The following is a 17,770-nucleotide window of genomic DNA, read 5'->3' as shown; positions in this document are numbered from 1 at the left end:
TCAGCACGTAGAGGATGGGCGCGAACGTCTCGGTGGCCACGATGGCGGTCTGCGCGGGCATCCGCACCAGCGCCGGGGCGACGTAATACGAACTCGAGTGTCCCGGACCTTCCTGGTGAACGCGGTCGCCGCCGATGACCTCACCGCCGTCGGCACGCGCCTGTTCGAGCGCCCCCACCATGTCGCGGTAGGCGGTTTCGTGAATCAGCGGGCCGATCAGCGTGCCCGGCGCGGACGGGTCCCCGATGGGCAGTTGCCGGAAGGCGGCTTCGACGCGCGCGACCACCTCGTCGGCCACCGAGCGGTGGACGATCAGCCGGCGCAGGCTGGTGCAGCGCTGACCGGCGGTGCCGGCGGCGGCGAACACCACCGCCCGCACGGCCAGATCCAGGTCGGCCGACGGCGTCACTATGGCGGCGTTGTTGCCGCCCAATTCCAGCAGCATCCGCCCGAAGCGCGCGGCGACGCGGGGACCGACCGCGCGGCCCATCCGAACCGAGCCGGTCGCCGACAACAACGCGATACGGGGGTCGTCCACCAGCCGCTCACCCAGGTCGCGGTCGCCCAGCAGCAGCGAGCTCACCGCGGGCGGGGCGCCGACGTCGGTCGCGGCCCGGTCGATCAGCGCCGCAGTGGCCAACGCCGTCAACGGTGTCAACTCCGAGGGCTTCCACACCACCGGGTCCCCGCAGACCAGGGCCAGCGCCGCGTTCCAGGCCCACACCGCGACCGGGAAGTTGAAGGCGGTGATCACCCCGACGACGCCGAGCGGGTGCCAGGTCTCCAGCAAGCGATGGCCGGGCCGTTCCGATGCGATGGTGCGGCCGTAGAGCTGACGCGACAGGCCCACGGCGAACTGGCAGATGTCGATCATCTCCTGCACCTCGCCGGCGGCCTCGGAGGTGATCTTGCCGACCTCGCACGTCACCAGCGTGGCCAGCTCGTTCTTATGCGCGGTCAGCAGTTCGCCGAGACGCGCCACCAGCGCTCCCCGAACCGGGGCCGGCGTGGCACGCCACACCGGAAACGCTTGGGCGGCTTCGTCGATCACCCGCTCGGCCCGCTCGGGTGTGGTGGGCTTGACGGTGAACAACACCTCGCCGGTGATCGGTGTGCTCACGGTCATCCCATGGGCGTCCGGCTCGCCGAGGGCGATATCGGCCCCCATCGCCCGCAGGGCATCGCGCACCCGGGCGCGCAAGTCTTCGGCGGTGGGCATGCTCATCGGGGTGCCTCCTGGGATTGCGCTTCGTAAAGCGAATACGGGTCGTAGATCTCGCGGCCGATGGCACCGGCCAGCCGCTGCGCGTCGTAGCCGGAATCGTCGGCGGCGGCATCGTTTTCGACGCGGGTGTCGGCATCCAGGTTCGACCGGAAGATGCCCGCCGCCGACGCGGGCAGGAAGTCCTCGTACACGATCGGCGCGGACGGGTCACCGCCGCGGTAGTACGCCAGTCCCGCGGCGGCCATCTGGGCGTCGGTGCACGGAAAGTAGTCCGCCCACACCGCGGCCGGGTCGGGGGCGGCCATCGCCGCGTCGTAGCGGTGCCGGCCCCGCGGGGTCAGCGCGACACCGCGCGCCTCCACCTCCCCGAAGCGCACCCGCAGCGTCCCTTCGGTGATGCGGCCGTCGTCGCCGCGGAAGCGCCGGGGTTCGGCCAGCGCGCGAAAAGAGGTCTGGCGCAACAGCACCGCGGGCCCGTTGGTGCGGGGCGGGCCCTGGATGGCGTCGATCATGGTGATGCCGCGCGCGGTCATCCGCTGGTACAGGTCGTCGATGTCCAGCACCCGCGGCGTCAGGTGGTTGATGTGGGTGGAGCCGACGCCGGCGATGTCGGCGGCCACCGCGGACACGCGAGCCAATTCGTCATACCAGGATCGCTGGATCGGCTCGCGGGACAACGCGAATGCCGCCACGGCCGCCACGACGAACGTTCGCGCCTCCTCGGTTTCGCAGCCGCCTTCGGCGGCGATGATCCGCGCCCGGGCCGTCAGCCCGGGGTCGAACAGCCGGCGCTGGGCCAGGAAGGTGTCGATGCGCCGGCGCAGATCGCGGCCGAAGTAGCGCAGGTCACGGGAGGCCAGCATCGAGGTGAACACCCGAAACGGGTTCAGCGCCAACTCCTTTGCGCCGATAGGCCGAAAGGCGGTCGACACGACCGGGACCGGCGACGCCGCACGGCGCAGGTCGTAGTAGCCCACCGGCAGCATGCCGAATGCGGCGAAAAGGTCGGCGACGGCGGCCAGTTCGGCCGGGCTGCCCACCCGGATGGCGCCGTGCCGCTCCGCGGTGACCCGCCGCAGCGAGCCGAACCGTTCGGCGTTGGGATGGCGCGCCGCGTAATCGGCGTTGACCCGCCCGCTGACCTCGACCAGGGTGCCGTACGCGGGCACCTCGACCGCATACATCGCCGACAGGCGCGCGGCGAACTGCGCCCGAAGCTGCCAGGTTTCCAGCCATTTCGTGCGGGTCACAGCGGGCCGTTCCTGCGATAGTCTCCGGCCATGGGTGAGACGCTCGACGAGGTCGACCGGATTCTGGTGCGCGAGCTGGTCGCCGACGGCCGCGCGACGCTGGCGGAGCTCGCCGCCAGCGCCAGGCTGTCGGTCTCGGCGGTGCAGTCGCGGGTGCGCAGGCTGGAGGCGCGCGGCGTGATCTCGGGATACGCGGCACGCATCGATCCGGAGGCGGTCGGGCACCTGCTGTCGGCGTTCGTGGCCATCACTCCCTTGGATCCCTCTCAACCCGATGATGCGCCCGCCCGCCTCGAGCACATCGAGGAGATCGAATCGTGTCACTCGGTGGCCGGCGACGAAAGCTACGTCCTGCTGGTCCGCGTCCCGTCCGCCCGGGCGCTGGAAGACCTGCTGCAGCGGATCCGGACGACGGCGAACGTCAGTACGCGCAGCACCATCATATTGAATACTTTTTACGCTGATAGGCAACGAATACCATAAAATATACGGCATCTGGCTTATGATTCCGTAAAAATCGGCTAGCATGGGCGCCATGACCGCGACCCTGGACCGCTTCATCCGCACCGGCAGCACCACCGGGCCCGACCGGGTCCACGAGATGCTGTCGCGCAGCATGCTGGTCGATGGTTTCGACCTCGTGCTCGATCCGGCCCGCTCCGCCGGCTCCTACCTGTACGACGCCCGCGACGGCCGCCGCTACCTGGACATGTTCACCTTCTTCGCGTCGTCGGCGCTGGGCATGAACCACCCCGCGCTCGCCGACGACGAGGAGTTTCGCGCCGAGCTGGCGCAGGCCGCGCTGAACAAGCCCAGCAACTCCGACGTGTACTCGGTGGCGTTGGCCCGTTTCGTGGAGACCTTCGCCCGGGTGCTGGGCGACCCGGCCCTGCCGCACCTCTTCTTCGTCGACGGGGGAGCGCTCGCGGTGGAGAACGCCCTCAAGGTGGCGTTCGACTGGAAGAGCCGGTTCAACGAAGCCCACGGGATCGACCCCGCGCTGGGCACCCGGGTGCTGCACCTGCGCGGTGCGTTCCACGGCCGCAGCGGCTACACGCTGTCGCTGACCAACACCAAGCCCGTCACGGTGGATCGCTTCCCCAAGTTCGACTGGCCCCGCATCGATGCCCCGTTCATCCGGCCCGGCCTGGACCGGGCTGCCATGGCGGCGCTGGAGGCCGAGTCGCTGCGCCAGGCCCGCGCGGCCTTCGCATCCCACCAGCACGACATCGCATGCTTTGTGGCCGAACCGATCCAGGGCGAGGGCGGCGACCGCCACTTCCGGCCCGAGTTCTTCGCGGCCATGCGCGAACTGTGCGACGAGCACGACGCTTTGCTGATCTTCGACGAGGTGCAGACCGGCTGCGGCCTGACCGGAACGCCGTGGGCCTACCAGCAATTGGGCGTGGAACCCGACGCTGTGGCGTTCGGCAAGAAGACGCAGGTGTGCGGCATCATGGCGGGCCGCCGGGTCGACGAGGTGACCGACAACGTGTTCGCGGTGTCCTCGCGGCTGAACTCGACGTGGGGCGGCAACCTGGCTGACATGGTGCGCGCCCGCCGCGTCCTCGAGGTGATCGAGGCCGACGAGTTGTTCGATCGGGCCGCCGAACGCGGCGCCTACCTGCGCGGGCGCCTAGACGAGCTCGCCGGCGAATTTCCCGGCCTGGTGCTCGACCCCCGCGGCCGCGGCCTGATGTGCGCCTTCAGCCTGCCGACCACCGCCGACCGCGACGAGGTGATCCGCCAGCTGTGGCACCGTGCCGTGATTGTGCTGCCCTCGGGCCACGACGGTGTCCGGTTCCGTCCGGCGCTGACCGTCTCGCACGCGGAAATCGACGCCGCGTTGCATGCCATCCGTGCGGCTCTGCGAGACCTGGGCTAGGCATTGACCTCACATCGATCCCGTTTACCGGGGTTTGCCACGGGGTATGTGAATTCGTGCACATTCCGCAGCTACCAGCGCGGGCACTGGCGTCCTGTAACTAATGCGACGTAGCGAGCGATGAACTCAGCGCGGGTCTTCACGGGGAGGTGAACAGCGATGCAGAAAGCAGACGCGCGATCGGGCGGTGACCGCCTGGGCCAGGCGGACGGCGAGGTGCACGCCGCCATCCGTTTCGCCGTCCTGTCCACGCTGGCCGCCGTCGGCTTCCTGTTGATCGCCGCGGTATGGGTCAGTACCTGCCCGGGAGTGGGCGTGGACACGGTGGCGTGTGGCCCCCCGCAGCGCACCCTGCTGGCGTTCGGCGGTCCGCTGATCGCGCTCGGCGCCGGGATTTGGGCTTTCGTGCGCACCTATCTGGTGTGGAAGGCCCGGGGAACCTGGTGGGGGTGGCACGGCGCGGGCTGGTTCCTGCTGACCGCGATGGCCCTGATGGTCGCCATGGGGGTTGCGCCGATCGCCGGTCCGGTGCTGGCCCTTTAGGTTTGTCCTCCCGCGATCTAACGTTGATGGTGCGGTGAGGAGCAGCTATGGGAGACACCTACCACGACCCCGTCGACCATCTGAGAACAACGCGGCCGCTCGCCGGCGAGTCGCTGATCGACGTCCTGCACTGGCCCGGTTACCTATTGGTCGTCGCGGGCGTGATCGGGACTTGCGGCAGCCTCGCGGCCTTCGGCAGCGGACATCACCACGAGGGCATGACGGCGGGGATTCTCGGGGTCATCGCCGCGGTGCTGGGGCTGGCCTGGCTGGCGGTGGAGCACCGCAGGATTCGCCGGATCTGCGATCGCTGGTACACCGAACATCCGGACGTGTACCGGCAACGGCCGGCCAGCTAGAGCCAGGCCGCCGAGCAACCGGCACGCGAACGCCGATCGCGTCGTTTTTCTGCATGACCTGCCCCGACGCCGCGCGGTGTGACATTGCGCATGAAAGATTATTGCGAGGTTACGGGCGTGAAGTTGTGGGTATCAGGATTGCACCATGATGAGTGCCGGAACGGTTGCGTGGTTACCCCATCATGGGGGTCGGAATCACGAAAACACCGAATATATATATGCCTACTGCGACGACTATCGATATGACCAGCGTGACCCCGGCGATCACCGCGAAGCGCCTGTGTTGGCGCGTCCAGATTGTGTCGGTCGTGTCAGGCCCGCCGACGGCGGGCCGAAAACCCGGCGGCGATCATGACTAACCGGCTCGAACGCGAGGTCCACGGCGGACTGCGGAGCAGTAGTAGTGTCAGTCAAACATTGCCGGGAGACCATATGAACGATGCTGGATTGCACGCTACCAAGCGTCCGCGCGGCCATCGCGCCGTCGAACTTCACGTTGCTGCGCGACTGGAGAACCTGGCGATGCTGCGCACCCTGGTCGGTGCCATCGGCACCTTCGAGGACCTGGATTTCGATGCGGTGGCGGACCTGCGGCTCGCGGTCGACGAAGTGTGCACCCGGTTGATTCGTTCGGCCACTCCCGACGCGACCCTGATCGTCGTGGTCGACCCCCAGGATGACCAATTGGTAGTGGAAGCTTCCGCGGCATGCGACACTCACGACGTGGTGGCGCCAGGCAGCTTCAGTTGGCATGTGCTGACGTCGCTCGCCGACGACGTGCAGACTTTCCATGACGGTCGCGAACCCAATGAATCCGGCAGTGTTTTCGGCATCACGCTGACGGCGCGACGGGCGGCCTCCAGCAGGTGACAGCGCGAGCTGCCGGCGGTTCGGTTTCTCGTCCGAACGAATACGCCGATGTTCCGGACATGTTCCGTGAGTTGGCCGCTGCCCCGCCCGACTCGATGGAATTTCAGCGTCAACGGGACAAGATCGTCGAGCGCTGCCTGCCGCTCGCCGACCACATCGCCCGCCGCTTCGAAGGCCGCGGCGAACCGCGTGACGACCTGGTTCAGGTGGCGCGCGTCGGATTGGTCAACGCGGTGGTTCGATTCGACGTCGATGCGGGCTCGGACTTCGTATCCTTCGCGGTGCCCACCATCATGGGAGAGGTCCGGCGCCACTTCCGCGACAACAGCTGGTCGGTCAAGGTCCCGCGACGGCTGAAGGAACTGCACCTGCGGCTGGGCACCGCCACCGCCGACCTGTCGCAGCGGCTGGGCCGCGCGCCCACCGCGACCGAACTCGCCGCGGAGCTGGACATGGACCGCGAAGAGGTGGTCGAGGGGCTCGTGGCGGGCAGCTCGTACAACACCCTGTCCATCGACAGCGGTGGCGGCGGCGAGGAGGAGGAAGCCCGCGCGATCGCGGACACCCTCGGTGACGTCGACACCGGCCTGGACCGGATCGAGGATCAGGAATCGTTGCGTCCATTGCTCGAGGCGCTGCCCGAGCGGGAACGGACGGTGTTGGTGCTCCGATTCTTCGAGTCGATGACGCAGACGCAGATCGCCGAGCGGGTCGGCATCTCACAGATGCACGTGTCGCGGCTGCTGGCGAAGTCGCTAACGCGGCTCCGTGACCAGTTGCAGTAGCGGCCGGGGCTCTTCTTCAACCCACAGCGGTTCCAGCAGCGGCTCGGCCTGCTGCGTCGTCACCGGCAGCGTCGCGTCGGGGTCGCAGAGCCGCAGCAACCTGGCTACCGCCGGGCTCGGCGCCATGGCCCAGGACGCCTGGGCGCCCGAGCATGCCACATTGATCCGGTGCAGGGCCGAAAAACCCGCGGTACCAATGAATTTGAGGCCACGCAGGTCCAGAATCACCCGCCGGGACCGCTTGGTGCTCTGCTGCACGTACGCGACCAGCTGATCGGCGTTGGCCGCGTCGAGCTCGCCGTCGACCGTGATCAGGGTTCCGGTCGGGCCCCAGCGGGCGGTGAATTGTGCTGTGCGGCTTTGTTGCCACGATTGGGCCACAGACATCGCTGACTCCATCCCTTTGCGGGAGTTTCCTGCTGTGGATACGTCAACAACACGAAAAGAGTTCGGATAAGAAGGGAATTCGGCCTACCCCCACGTCACCGACGTATCCCGGGCGGCTGTGAACTCAACCTTGTCCGAGACCCTACTCGCGATAACCAGGGTCGACAACATTGTCTGGGAAAACTCTCAGACAAGCGCTACTTGATTTCGGCGAGCACCGTGCCCTGAGTGATGGCGGCGCCGGCCTCGACCGCGAGTCCGGTGATGACACCGTCCTTGTGCGCGGTGACCGGGTTCTCCATCTTCATCGCCTCGAGTACCACCACCAGGTCGCCAGCGGCAACCTCCTGGCCCTCCTCGACCGCGACCTTGACGACGGTGCCCTGCATGGGCGCGGTCACCGCGTCGCCGGAGGCGGCCGCACCCGCGTGGCCCCCGCGCTTGCGCGCCTTGGGCTTCTTGCGGATGACGCCGGCCGGGTCCGCCGCGCCGCCGCCGGACAGCGCCAGGTCGCCGGGCAGCGACACCTCGAGCCGGCGGCCGCCGACCTCCACGACCACCTTCTGGCGCGGCCGGGCGTCCTCTTCGTCCAGCGGCTCGCCGCCGGTGAACGGTTCGATGGTGTTGTTCCACTCGGTCTCGATCCAGCGGGTGTGCACCGAGAAGCCGTCGCCGTCACCGATGAACGCCGGGTCGGAGACCACGGCGCGGTGGAACGGGATGACCGTGGCCAGGCCTTCGACGTGGAACTCGTCCAGTGCCCGGCGCGAGCGCGCGAGCGCCTCCTCGCGGGTGGCCCCGTACACGATCAGCTTGGACAGCATCGAGTCGAATTGACCGCCGATGACCGAGCCGGCCTCGACACCCGAGTCCAGGCGGACACCGGGGCCGGTCGGGATGTCGTACCGGGTGACGGGGCCCGGCGCGGGCAGGAAGCCGCGTCCGGCGTCCTCGCCGTTGATCCGGAACTCGATGGCGTGCCCGCGCGGCGTGGGATCCTCGGTGAGGTCCAGCTTCTCGCCGTTGGCGATCTTGAACTGCTGCAGTACCAGGTCGATGCCGGCGGTCTCCTCGGTGACCGGGTGCTCGACCTGCAGCCGGGTGTTGACCTCCAGGAAGGAGATCAGGCCGTCCTGGCCGACGAGGTATTCGACGGTCCCGGCGCCGTAGTAGTGGGCCTCCTTGCAGATCCGCTTCGCCGACTCGTGGATCTCCTTGCGCTGCGCGTCGGTCAGGAACGGAGCCGGAGCCTCCTCCACCAGCTTCTGGAAGCGGCGCTGCAGCGAGCAGTCGCGGGTGCCGGCGACGATCACGTTGCCGTGCTGGTCGGCGATCACCTGCGCCTCGACGTGGCGCGGCTTGTCCAGGTAGCGCTCGACGAAGCACTCGCCGCGGCCGAACGCCGCGACGGCCTCACGGGTGGCCGACTCGAACAGCTCGGGGATCTCTTCGATGGTGCGGGCCACCTTCATGCCCTTGCCGCCGCCGCCGAACGCCGCCTTGATCGCGACCGGCACGCCGTACTCCTCGGCGAAGGCCACCACCTCGTCGGCGTCCTTCACCGGGTCGGGGGTGCCGGGCACCAGCGGGGCCTGCGCGCGCGCGGCGATGTGGCGGGCGGTGACTTTGTCACCGAGATCGCGGATGGACTGCGGGCTGGGCCCGATCCAGATCAGGTTCGCGTCCAGGACCGCCTGGGCGAAATCGGCGTTCTCCGACAGGAAGCCGTAGCCGGGGTGGATGGCGTTGGCGCCCGACTTGGCCGCCGCGTCAAGGAGTTTGCCGAAGTCCAGGTAGGACTCCGCGGACGTTTGGCCACCCAACGCGAACGCTTCATCGGCCAGACGCACGTGCGGCGCGTCAGCGTCGGGTTCGGCGTAGACCGCCACGCTGGACAGGCCCGCATCGCGGGCCGCGCGGATCACCCGGACAGCGATTTCGCCGCGGTTGGCGACGAGCACCTTGGAGATCCTCGAGCTGGCGTGACTAGCCACTGCGCCTCCTGTTTGGCATATCCGCAGACGCATTTCTGCGGACTTCTCTAAGAGAATTTCTTACATCGAGTTCTCGGGAAGTCTAAGCGCCGCGCCGTTCGGCCCGACGAGGCGGTCCGACTTTTTTCAGGACACCTCGCGCAGCCTGCGCTTGATGCGGGCGAGCATCGCCGACAAGCCCCGCAGCCGCAGCGGGCTGATCAGCGCGGCCAGCCCGAGGTCGGCGTAAAAATCCTCGGGCACCGCCAGGATGTCGGCGGCCGGCTGTTCGTCGAGACCGGCGGCCAGGATCGATGCGAACCCCCGCGTGGTCGGCGATTCGGCCGGCGCGCTGAAGTGCAGCCGCACCCGCTCGGGGTCGCTGGCGTCCACGTGCAAAAACAGCGGGGTCTGGCATTCGGGCACCGGCTCCATGGCCGCTTCTTCGAGGTCGGACGGCAGCGCCGGGAGTTCGTTGGCGAACTCCAGCAGCAGCGCGAGCTTGTCCTGGCCCTCGACTTCGGCGAAGTCGGACACCACCTCTGCCAGCGGCGCGGGCATGCTCATCGCGGCGCCATCAGACTTCGACGGTGCCCGGCTCTTCACCCGCCACGATCGGCGTGCGCACGGTGTTGCCCCACTCGGTCCACGATCCGTCGTAGTTGCGCACCCCGGGTTTGCCGAGCAGATGCGTCAGCACGAACCAGGTGTGGCTCGAGCGCTCGCCGATGCGGCAGTAGACGACGGTCTTGTCGTCCGGGTCGATGAAGCTGTACAGCTCCTCGAGCTCCTCGCGGCTGCGGAACCGTCCGCTCTCGTCGGCCGCCTTGGCCCACGGAATCGACCGGGCGGTGGGGATGTGGCCGCCGCGCAGCACGCCTTCCTCGGGGTACTCGGGCATGTGCGTGCGCTTGCCGGTGTACTCGTCCGGCGAGCGCACGTCGATCAGCGGCTCGCTGCCGAGAATGCCCAGCACGTCGTCCCTGAAGGCCCGGATGGGTGCGTCGTTGCGGGCGACGACGGGGTAGCCGCTGGACGTCTTGGTGGGCACGTCCAGTGTGGTCTCCCGGCGTTCGGCCAGCCACAGGTCCCGGCCGCCGTTGAGCAGCCGCACGTCGGGGTGCCCGAACAGCGTGAACACCCACAGGGCGTAGGCCGCCCACCAGTTGCTCTTGTCGCCGTAGATCACCACGGTGTCGTCGCGGGCGATGCCCTTGCGGTCCATCAGCTCGGCGAACTGCTCGCCGTTGATGTAGTCGCGGACCCGGGGGTCGTTGAGGTCGGTGTGCCAGTCGACCTTGACCGCGCCGGGGATATGACCGACGTCGTAGAGCAACACGTCCTCGTCGGATTCGACGATCGCCAGGCCGGGGGCGCCTTGGTTGGCGGACAGCCAGTCGGCGGTGACCAGTCGCTCGGGGTGGGCGTAGGCCTGCAATGTCGGGCTGGGGTCGGGTGGTAATGCCACGCTCCCGAGCCTACCGCCAGCTCCGAAACGGCCAGCAGATCAGTGCTTGCGGACCACCCGCTCGGGCACGCCGGGATTCCAGATGGTGACATCCACGTGGCCGTCGCGGACCTCGACCGCCGATGCCCCGGTGACATCGGCGCCGAGCAGGTCGAATCGCTGATCGCGCAGGTCCAATCCGGTCTCGGAGAACAGCGCCTCGGCGAAGCGCCGGTGCACCGCGCCGTAGGGAACGACGCGCGCCAGCCCCCACAACTTTGCGTCCCCGTCGGTCACCTCGGTGTCGACGGTCGCGGTGTGCAGACAAAACCTCGGGTCGCGCGCCAGATCGAGGAACTTGGTGGTGGCCGGCATCCCCGGCAGCCACAACTCGTCCTCGAAGATCCGCGGCTCCATCGGGCTGATCCGCGGGAAGCCGTCGGAGCGCAGGGTGGCCAGCATGCACAGGTTGCCGCTGGCTCGATGGCGACGGGTGAAGATGCCGGCGATGCGCGGCGCTTGGGCGGTGAACTCGGTCCACGTGGTCATGGCTTGACCCTAGGGTTCGGGCCCGACATGTACTTCGGCGACGAAAGCGCGAGCGGCCCTGCGGATTCAGCGGCTCGGCGGTGCCGTCCACAGCGCGGACACCGACAGCCCGACCCGGCCCAGCAGTGACCGCAGCAGCGGCAGGCTGACGCCGATCACGTTCGACGGGTCACCGTCGATGCCGTCGACGAACCAGCCGCCCAGGCCATCCAGGGTAAAGCCGCCGGCCACGTGCCACGGCTCCCCGTGTTCGACGTACGCCCGCAGGTCCGCATACGCCGGAGTGGCGAAATACACTGTCGTGCTTTGGGATTCGACTTCACGGTGGGTGATGGCAGCGTCACGCAGCCGCAGCACGCAGTGCCCGGTGTGCAGTTCGCCGGAACGCCCGCCCATCAGGCGCCACTGGCTCGCGGCGGCATCGGCCGAACCGGGTTTCCCACACAGCCGGCCGTCGAGGGACAGCATCGAATCACAGCCGACGACAACGCAATCGGCCGCGACGGCGCCATCCAGTTCGTTCGCCACCCGTTCGGCCTTGGCCCGGGCCAGCGCGCACACCACGTCGCGCGGCGACGCGTCCGGGTCCAGCGCGGCGGTGACGGCGTCCTCGTCGACGCCGGAGACCAGGACCAGGGGATCGACGCCGGCCTGGCGCAGCACCTTGAGCCGGCCGGCCGACGCCGACGCCAGCACCAGGCGGGTCAATGCCTCATGTGAGTCATTTGCTGGAACGTGAGCCGCTGATAGTTGGTCATCGCGAAGCGCAGCCGGTCGACCGGCAGGCCCCAGCGGGTCCGCTCGGGCTGTTCGGGCTCCGGCGCACCGCCGGCGCAGCCCAGCACCGCGACCAGCGCGGCCACCTCCTCGACGGTGGGCTCACCCTTGAGGATCTGGATGTGCGGCTCGTGCGCATGCGGCTGCGCAGCGTCCCCGGCCACGGCGCCGTCGGTCTGCTCGGTCATAGGGGGATGTTCCCGTGCTTCTTGGGGGGCAGGTGGGAGATCTTGCGCTCCAGCAGGCGCAGCGCCGTGCCGATGTAACCGCGGGTGTGCGAAGGCGGGATCACCGCGTCGACATAGCCACGCTCGGCGGCGACGTACGGGTTGACCAGGGTGTCCTCGTACTCCTGCTGCAGCTGCAGCCGCAGCGCGTCGACGTCCTTGCCCTCCTTGGCGGCCTCGCTCAGCTGCTTGCGGTAGACGAACCCGACCGCGCCGGAGGCGCCCATCACCGCGATCTGCGCCGACGGCCACGCCAGGTTGACGTCGCAGCCCATGTCCTTGGACCCCATCACGCAGTAGGCGCCGCCGTAGGCCTTGCGGGTGATGACGGTGATCTTCGGGACCGTGGCCTCGCCGTAGGCGAACAGCAGCTTGGCGCCGCGGCGGATGATGCCGTTGTACTCCTGGCCGGTGCCCGGCAGGAAGCCCGGGACGTCGACCAGCATGATGATCGGGATGTTGAAGCAGTCGCAGGTCCGCACGAACCGGGCGGCCTTCTCCGAGGCGTTGATGTCCAGGCAGCCGGCGAACTGGGTCGGCTGGTTGGCCACGATCCCCACCGGGCGGCCCTCGATGCGGCCGAACCCGACGACGATGTTCTGCGCGTAGCCGCCCTGAATCTCGAGGAATTCGTCGTCGTCGAGGATGCGGGTGATCACCTCGTGCATGTCGTAGGGCTGGTTGGGCGAGTCCGGGATCAGCGTGTCGAGCTCGAGGTCCTCGTCGGTGAGGTTGTCTTCGATGGCGCCCGGGGGATGCGGCTCGGCGTAGCGCGGCGCGTCGGTGGCGTTGTTGGGCGGTAGGTAGCTCAGCAGGTCACGGACCCAGTCGAACGCGTCCTGCTCGCCCGAGGCGACGTAGTGCAGGGTGCCCGACTTGGCCATGTGGGTGTGGGCGCCGCCCAGCTCCTCCATCGTGACGTCCTCGCCGGTGACGGTTTTGATGACGTCGGGTCCGGTGATGAACATCTGGCTGGTCTGGTCGACCATGACCACGAAGTCGGTCAGCGCGGGGGAGTAGACGTGCCCACCGGCGGCCGCCCCCATGATCAGCGAGATCTGCGGGATGACGCCGGAGGCCAGGATGTTGTTGCGGAAGATGCGGCTGTACAGGCCGAGCGAGACGACGCCCTCCTGGATCCGCGCGCCGGCGCCGTCGTTGATGCCGATCAGCGGGCGACCGGTCTTGATGGCCAGGTCCTGGATCTTGACGATCTTCTCGCCGTACACCTCGCCGAGGCTGCCACCGAACACCGTGGCGTCCTGGCTGAAGATGCACACGTCGCGGCCGTCGACGGTGCCGTAGCCGGTGATCACGCCGTCGCCCAGCGGGCGGTTGTTATCCAGGCCGAAGTTCTTGCTGCGGTGGCGGGCCAGCGCATCGAGCTCCACGAACGAGTCCTCGTCGAGCAGGGCCAGGATGCGTTCGCGGGCGGTCAGCTTGCCCTTGGCGTGCACCTTCTCGACGGCCTCTTCGCCCACCGGGTGCAGTGACTCTTCGCGCCGCTTGTGCAGCTCGGCCAGCTTGCCCGCGGTGGTGTGGATGTCGATGCTGTGCTCGGCGGCCGGTTCCGCAGTGTGGTCGGTAACGCTCGTCATGGGAGTCGAGCTTAGCGGCGCGGTACTCTCCGCTGATGGACGCCCGCCCGTTGGGAACCGCGGACTGGGCGACCGAATGCGACGTGCTGATCGCGGGGTCGGGCGGCGGCGGCGTGACCGGTGCCTACACCGCGGCGCGTGAAGGCCTCGACGTGCTGCTGGTCGAGGCGACGTCGAAATTCGGTGGCACCACCGCCTACTCCGGCGGGGGCGGCGTCTGGTTCCCGTGCAATCCCGTGCTGGTCCGCGCAGGCATGGACGACGACACCATCGAGGACGCGCTCACCTACTACCACGCCGTGGTCGGTGACCGGACGCCACGCGAGTTGCAGGAAACCTATGTCCGTGGCGGCGCGCCGCTGATCGAGTACCTCGAGGCCGACCCGAACCTGAAGTTCGTGCCGCTGCCGTGGCCCGACTACTACGGCACAGCGCCCAAGGCGCGGCTGGACGGCAGACGCCACATCGCGGCCAAGCCCCTGAAAGTGGACGCCGCCCCCGAATTTCGCGAGGCGATCCGCGGACCGCTGGACACCGACCGGCTCGGCGCCGAACCCCCGTCGGACTACTACCTGGGCGGACGCGCGCTGATCGCGCGATTCCTCAAGGCCATCGGCCAGTACCCGACGGCGTCGCTGCGGCGCGACACCGCCCTGGTCGAGCTGGTGCTGTCCGACGGCGAGGTCACCGGCGCGATCATCGAGACCGACGGCGAACGACGCGGCATCCGCGCGCGCCGCGGAGTGCTGCTGGCCGCCGGGGGCTTCGAAGCCAACGAGGAGCTGCGCCGGCGCTACGGCGTGCCGGGGACGTCGCGAGACACCATGGGCGGCCCGGGAAGTCGCGGCCAGGCGCTGCAGGCCGGCATTGCCGCGGGCGCCGACACCGACCTGCTCGACCAGGCCTGGTGGTCGCCCGGCATGACCCACCCCGACGGCCGGTCGGCATTCGCGCTGTGGTTCACCGGCGGCATCTTCGTGAACCAGACCGGCAACCGGTTCGTCAACGAATCCCGGGCGTACGACCGCGCCGGCCGCGAGATCATCGCGCAGTTGCGCGAGGGCTCGATCACGTTGCCGTACTGGATGATCTACGACGACAAGGAGGGCGAGGTGCCGCCGGTGAAGGCGGCCAACGTGTCCATCGTCGAGGCCGAGAAGTACGTCGCCGCCGGCCTGTGGCATTCCGCGGACACGCTGGAGGAACTGGCCGCCAAGATCGGGGTTCCGGGTGGGCAACTGGCCGCAACGGTGGCCCGGTTCAACGGTTTTGCCGCTTCCGGCGTCGACGAGGACTTCGGCCGCGGCGACGAGGCGTTCGACCGAGCGTTCTCGGCGGGAGCGTCGCCGCTGGTGCCCATCGACTCACCGCCGTATCACGCCGCCGCCTTCGGCATCTCCGATCTGGGCACCAAGGGCGGCCTGCGCACCGACGCCGCCGCGCGGGTGCTCGACCGCGCCGGCAGCCCCATCCCCGGCCTGTACGCCGCGGGCAACACCATGGCCGCGCCCAGCGGCACCGCCTATCCCGGCGGGGGCAACCCGATCGGAACCAGCATGCTGTTCAGCCATTTGGCCGTGCTGGACATGCGCGGCCGCCGGCCCTGAGTTCTAGGCTGGGTGCGGTGACAGAACGAGATCAGCTCCGAACACCGTTGGACGAGAGCGCAATGCGCGCCGAGTTGATCGGCACCGGGCTGGGTTGGCGCAAGCTCGACGTTGTCGAGCAGACCGGCTCCACCAACGCTGACCTGCTGGCGCGCGCGGCGTCGGGTGACGACGTCGCCGGTACCGTGCTGATCGCCGAGCACCAGACCGCCGGGCGGGGCCGGCACGGCCGCGGCTGGTCGGCCACGCCGCGGGCTCAGATCACCATGTCGGTCGGGGTCAGCGTCGTCGACGTCCCGACCACGGGATGGGGCTGGCTGCCGCTGGCCACCGGGGTGGCGGTGGTCGACACCGTGACGCCGTTGCTGGCGGGCACCGGGGCGCAGGCGGGTCTCAAATGGCCCAACGACGTGCTGGCCGGCCCGCCGGATGCGCCGGGCAAGCTGGCCGGGATCCTCGCCGAGGTCGCGAAGCCCGTCGTCGTTATCGGCTTGGGGCTCAACGTGACTCAGTCCGCCGACGAGATCGACGGCCCCGGCGCGACGTCGCTGCTCGACCTGGGCGTCGCCGCGCCGGACCGCACCGAGCTGGTGTCCGCCCTGCTGCGGGAGCTGGGCCGCCGGATCGTGGCCTGGCGCGCCGCGCGCGGGGCCGACTGGGCGCTGGCCGCCGACTACCGGGCGCGCAGCCTGACCATCGGCAACCGGGTCCGCGCGCACCTGCCCGGTGGCAAACAGGTCGACGGGACCGCGAGCGCCATCGATGACCAGGGCAGGCTCTGCCTGGAAAGCGGCGGACAGACCGTCGTCGTCGCGGCCGGCGACGTGGTGCATTTGCGCTAGTGGCGATTGCGAGCGCGGTCGCAAGCGCGTCGCCACCATTTGCGCTAGTTACTCCGCGGATCGCCGCCGCCCAGCTAATGTCGGCGGGCATGGGCTACCCGGATAACGTTCTGGCCGCCGGCGAACACGTCATCGTGCACCGCCACCCGCACTGGAAGCGGCTGATCTGGCCGGTGCTGGTTCTCATCCTGGTGACGGGACTGGCCGCATTCGGCTCGGGGTATCTCAACTCGACGCACTTCGAGCAGCTCGCCAAGAACATCATCTATGGCGTCATCTGGGGGATCTGGCTGGTGATCGTGGGCTGGCTGACGCTGTGGCCCTTCCTGAGCTGGCTGACCACCCATTTCGTCGTGACCAACCGGCGCGTGATGTTCCGGCACGGGGTGCTGACCCGCACCGGCATCGATATCCCGCTGGCCCGAATCAACAGCGTGGAATTCCGCGACCGGATCATCGAGCGCATGTTGCGCACCGGGACGCTGATCATCGAATCCGCGTCACAAGATCCGTTGGAGTTTTACGACATTCCGCGGCTGCGCGAGGTGCACGCGCTGCTGTATCACGAAGTCTTCGACACCCTGGGTTCCGAGGAATCGCCCAGCTGACCCAGTCTGCTGGCGCGGTTGCGCCAGGCGCGCAGCAGCGTGACGTTGCCGCCCTCGATCTCGTCCTCGAAGATCTCTGCGATGCCGCCGGCGGTAAGCGCGGATTCCAGCGCCTTCTCGGGGTCACGCGCGAACTGATCGGGAAACACCCAGCGCCGGAACGCCCAGAACCGGAATGCCATCTGCAACAGGTTGCCGATGATGTAGGCGGAGATGAAGTCGGCGACGTTTTCCACCGCCAGCGACACCGTCGGCTCGCGCAGTTGCAACACGTAGCTGGAGAACCACAGCGGCGCCATGGAGAGCAGCACGCCGACGCCGCTGAAGGCGAAGAACAGCAGCGCCTCGTGGTGGCGCTCGCGTCCGCCGCGGTTGCGGAAGCTCCATTCCCGGTTCAGCACGTATGACGCGATGACCGCGACAATGCCCGCAATCACCTTTGCGGTCACCGGTTTGGGTTCGAGAATTGTCAGCTTCAGCGTGTAGAAAATCGCCGAGTCGATGACAAAAGTGGTTCCGCCGACGATGGCGAATTTGATCAGTTCGTGGTGGCGCAGCAAATAGGGCTGCATAACCCTAGGTAGACGCGCGATCGTGGCTTCGGCGAAGGACACAACACGTCAGTCTACGGACGGACACAAATTCGACGCAAAATCGTACATAACAATTCGGTGTCGGCCCCGGTCAACACGCCTTTGGCGCCGGGGAGTTTCGCCGTGACACCATGATGGCCGTGCCGAGTACACGCCCGCCGGGCGCAGCCCCCGTCGCAGAGATCTTCGAGGACGAGATCGAGGGCGGCAACGTCACGCTGCTGCGCGCCTGGCGCAACCGCGCC

At 68.5% G+C, this 17,770-nt stretch carries 20 protein-coding genes and 1 pseudogene; 10 read left to right on the top strand and 11 right to left on the bottom strand.

Features of this window, described 5'->3' with window-relative positions; genetic code table 11:
- Positions 1–1,225: aldehyde dehydrogenase family protein (locus A5652_RS20565; protein ID WP_067355843.1), on the bottom strand; the 1,225-nt coding region annotated here is incomplete at its 3' end.
- Positions 1,222–2,475, bottom strand: a complete 1,254-nt coding sequence (locus tag A5652_RS20560; protein WP_067355840.1) for a VOC family protein — start codon at positions 2,473–2,475, stop codon at positions 1,222–1,224. The genes A5652_RS20565 and A5652_RS20560, both read right to left, overlap by 4 nt.
- A 30-nt stretch (positions 2,476–2,505) precedes the next feature.
- Between A5652_RS20560 and A5652_RS20555 the strand changes: the two genes are divergently transcribed.
- From A5652_RS20555 to A5652_RS20530, 6 genes are all read left to right on the top strand, one after another.
- Complete coding sequence (locus A5652_RS20555; RefSeq protein ID WP_067355835.1) at positions 2,506–2,958, top strand: Lrp/AsnC family transcriptional regulator; 453 nt, start codon at positions 2,506–2,508, stop codon at positions 2,956–2,958.
- 52 nt (positions 2,959–3,010) lie between these two features.
- Entirely contained in the window at positions 3,011–4,360 is a 1,350-nt protein-coding gene (gene lat, locus A5652_RS20550) for an L-lysine 6-transaminase (protein ID WP_067355849.1), read from the top strand.
- 159 nt (positions 4,361–4,519) lie between these two features.
- Positions 4,520–4,903 carry a hypothetical protein gene (locus A5652_RS20545; RefSeq protein WP_067355832.1) on the top strand — a complete coding sequence of 128 codons (384 nt, stop codon included), beginning with the start codon at positions 4,520–4,522 and terminating at the stop codon, positions 4,901–4,903.
- A gap of 47 nt (positions 4,904–4,950) precedes the next feature.
- Entirely contained in the window at positions 4,951–5,262 is a 312-nt protein-coding gene (gene usfY / locus A5652_RS20540) for a protein UsfY (RefSeq protein WP_067355828.1), read from the top strand.
- Positions 5,263–5,694: 432 nt separating this feature from the next.
- A complete protein-coding gene (locus A5652_RS20535) occupies positions 5,695–6,132 on the top strand; it encodes an ATP-binding protein (protein WP_067355825.1) in 438 nt (145 codons plus the stop codon).
- Positions 6,129–6,917, top strand: a complete 789-nt coding sequence (locus A5652_RS20530) for an RNA polymerase sigma factor SigF (RefSeq protein ID WP_067355820.1) — start codon at positions 6,129–6,131, stop codon at positions 6,915–6,917. Before A5652_RS20535 ends, A5652_RS20530 begins: the two co-directional genes overlap by 4 nt.
- Here A5652_RS20530 and A5652_RS20525 read toward each other — a convergent pair.
- The 8 genes from A5652_RS20525 to A5652_RS20490 all read right to left on the bottom strand — a co-directional run bounded on the left by A5652_RS20525 (position 6,888) and on the right by A5652_RS20490 (position 13,875).
- Entirely contained in the window at positions 6,888–7,316 is a 429-nt protein-coding gene (locus tag A5652_RS20525; RefSeq protein WP_067355815.1) for an STAS domain-containing protein, read from the bottom strand. The two genes, A5652_RS20530 and A5652_RS20525, sit on opposite strands and share 30 nt — an antisense overlap.
- 185 nt (positions 7,317–7,501) lie before the next feature.
- Complete coding sequence (locus tag A5652_RS20520) at positions 7,502–9,298, bottom strand: acetyl/propionyl/methylcrotonyl-CoA carboxylase subunit alpha (protein WP_067355812.1); 1,797 nt, start codon at positions 9,296–9,298, stop codon at positions 7,502–7,504.
- A gap of 126 nt (positions 9,299–9,424) precedes the next feature.
- Positions 9,425–9,844: a SufE family protein gene (locus A5652_RS20515; protein WP_067355808.1), complete on the bottom strand. Its 420-nt coding sequence runs from the start codon at positions 9,842–9,844 to the stop codon at positions 9,425–9,427.
- A gap of 10 nt (positions 9,845–9,854) precedes the next feature.
- Complete coding sequence (locus A5652_RS20510; protein WP_067355804.1) at positions 9,855–10,745, bottom strand: sulfurtransferase; 891 nt, start codon at positions 10,743–10,745, stop codon at positions 9,855–9,857.
- A gap of 39 nt (positions 10,746–10,784) precedes the next feature.
- Entirely contained in the window at positions 10,785–11,273 is a 489-nt protein-coding gene (locus tag A5652_RS20505) for a pyridoxamine 5'-phosphate oxidase family protein (RefSeq protein ID WP_067355802.1), read from the bottom strand.
- Positions 11,274–11,339: 66 nt separating this feature from the next.
- Positions 11,340–11,981 carry a nucleoside triphosphate pyrophosphatase gene (locus tag A5652_RS20500; protein WP_067355799.1) on the bottom strand — a complete coding sequence of 214 codons (642 nt, stop codon included), beginning with the start codon at positions 11,979–11,981 and terminating at the stop codon, positions 11,340–11,342.
- Positions 11,978–12,238: an acyl-CoA carboxylase subunit epsilon gene (locus A5652_RS20495; RefSeq protein ID WP_067355796.1), complete on the bottom strand. Its 261-nt coding sequence runs from the start codon at positions 12,236–12,238 to the stop codon at positions 11,978–11,980. The genes A5652_RS20500 and A5652_RS20495 overlap by 4 nt, the downstream gene beginning before the upstream one ends.
- A complete protein-coding gene (locus A5652_RS20490; RefSeq protein ID WP_067355791.1) occupies positions 12,235–13,875 on the bottom strand; it encodes an acyl-CoA carboxylase subunit beta in 1,641 nt (546 codons plus the stop codon). Before A5652_RS20490 ends, A5652_RS20495 begins: the two co-directional genes overlap by 4 nt.
- A gap of 35 nt (positions 13,876–13,910) precedes the next feature.
- On the opposite strand from A5652_RS20490, the gene A5652_RS20485 reads away from it, so the two are divergent.
- The 3 genes from A5652_RS20485 (at position 13,911) to A5652_RS20475 (ending at position 16,932) form a co-directional block, all read left to right on the top strand.
- A complete protein-coding gene (locus A5652_RS20485) occupies positions 13,911–15,482 on the top strand; it encodes an FAD-binding protein (RefSeq protein WP_067355787.1) in 1,572 nt (523 codons plus the stop codon).
- Between the two features lie 17 nt (positions 15,483–15,499).
- Positions 15,500–16,324 (top strand): biotin--[acetyl-CoA-carboxylase] ligase, encoded by an 825-nt coding sequence (locus A5652_RS20480; protein ID WP_067355783.1) that lies wholly within the window; start codon positions 15,500–15,502, stop codon positions 16,322–16,324.
- An 89-nt stretch (positions 16,325–16,413) separates the two neighbouring features.
- Positions 16,414–16,932, top strand: a complete 519-nt coding sequence (locus A5652_RS20475) for a PH domain-containing protein (protein ID WP_067355846.1) — start codon at positions 16,414–16,416, stop codon at positions 16,930–16,932.
- Here the strand turns inward: A5652_RS20475 and A5652_RS20470 are convergent.
- On the bottom strand, positions 16,887–17,546 hold the full coding sequence (locus tag A5652_RS20470) for a GtrA family protein (RefSeq protein WP_067355780.1): 660 nt from the start codon (positions 17,544–17,546) through the stop codon (positions 16,887–16,889). The genes A5652_RS20475 and A5652_RS20470 overlap by 46 nt on opposite strands.
- A gap of 152 nt (positions 17,547–17,698) precedes the next feature.
- On the opposite strand from A5652_RS20470, the pseudogene A5652_RS27800 reads away from it, so the two are divergent.
- Positions 17,699–17,770, top strand: a pseudogene (locus A5652_RS27800) (GtrA family protein); the annotation flags it as partial.

It is taken from the genome of Mycobacterium sp. 1165178.9 (genome assembly GCF_001673555.1).
Taxonomy (GTDB): Bacteria; Actinomycetota; Actinomycetes; order Mycobacteriales; family Mycobacteriaceae; genus Mycobacterium.
This window is presented reverse-complemented; position numbering and strand designations above follow the sequence as displayed.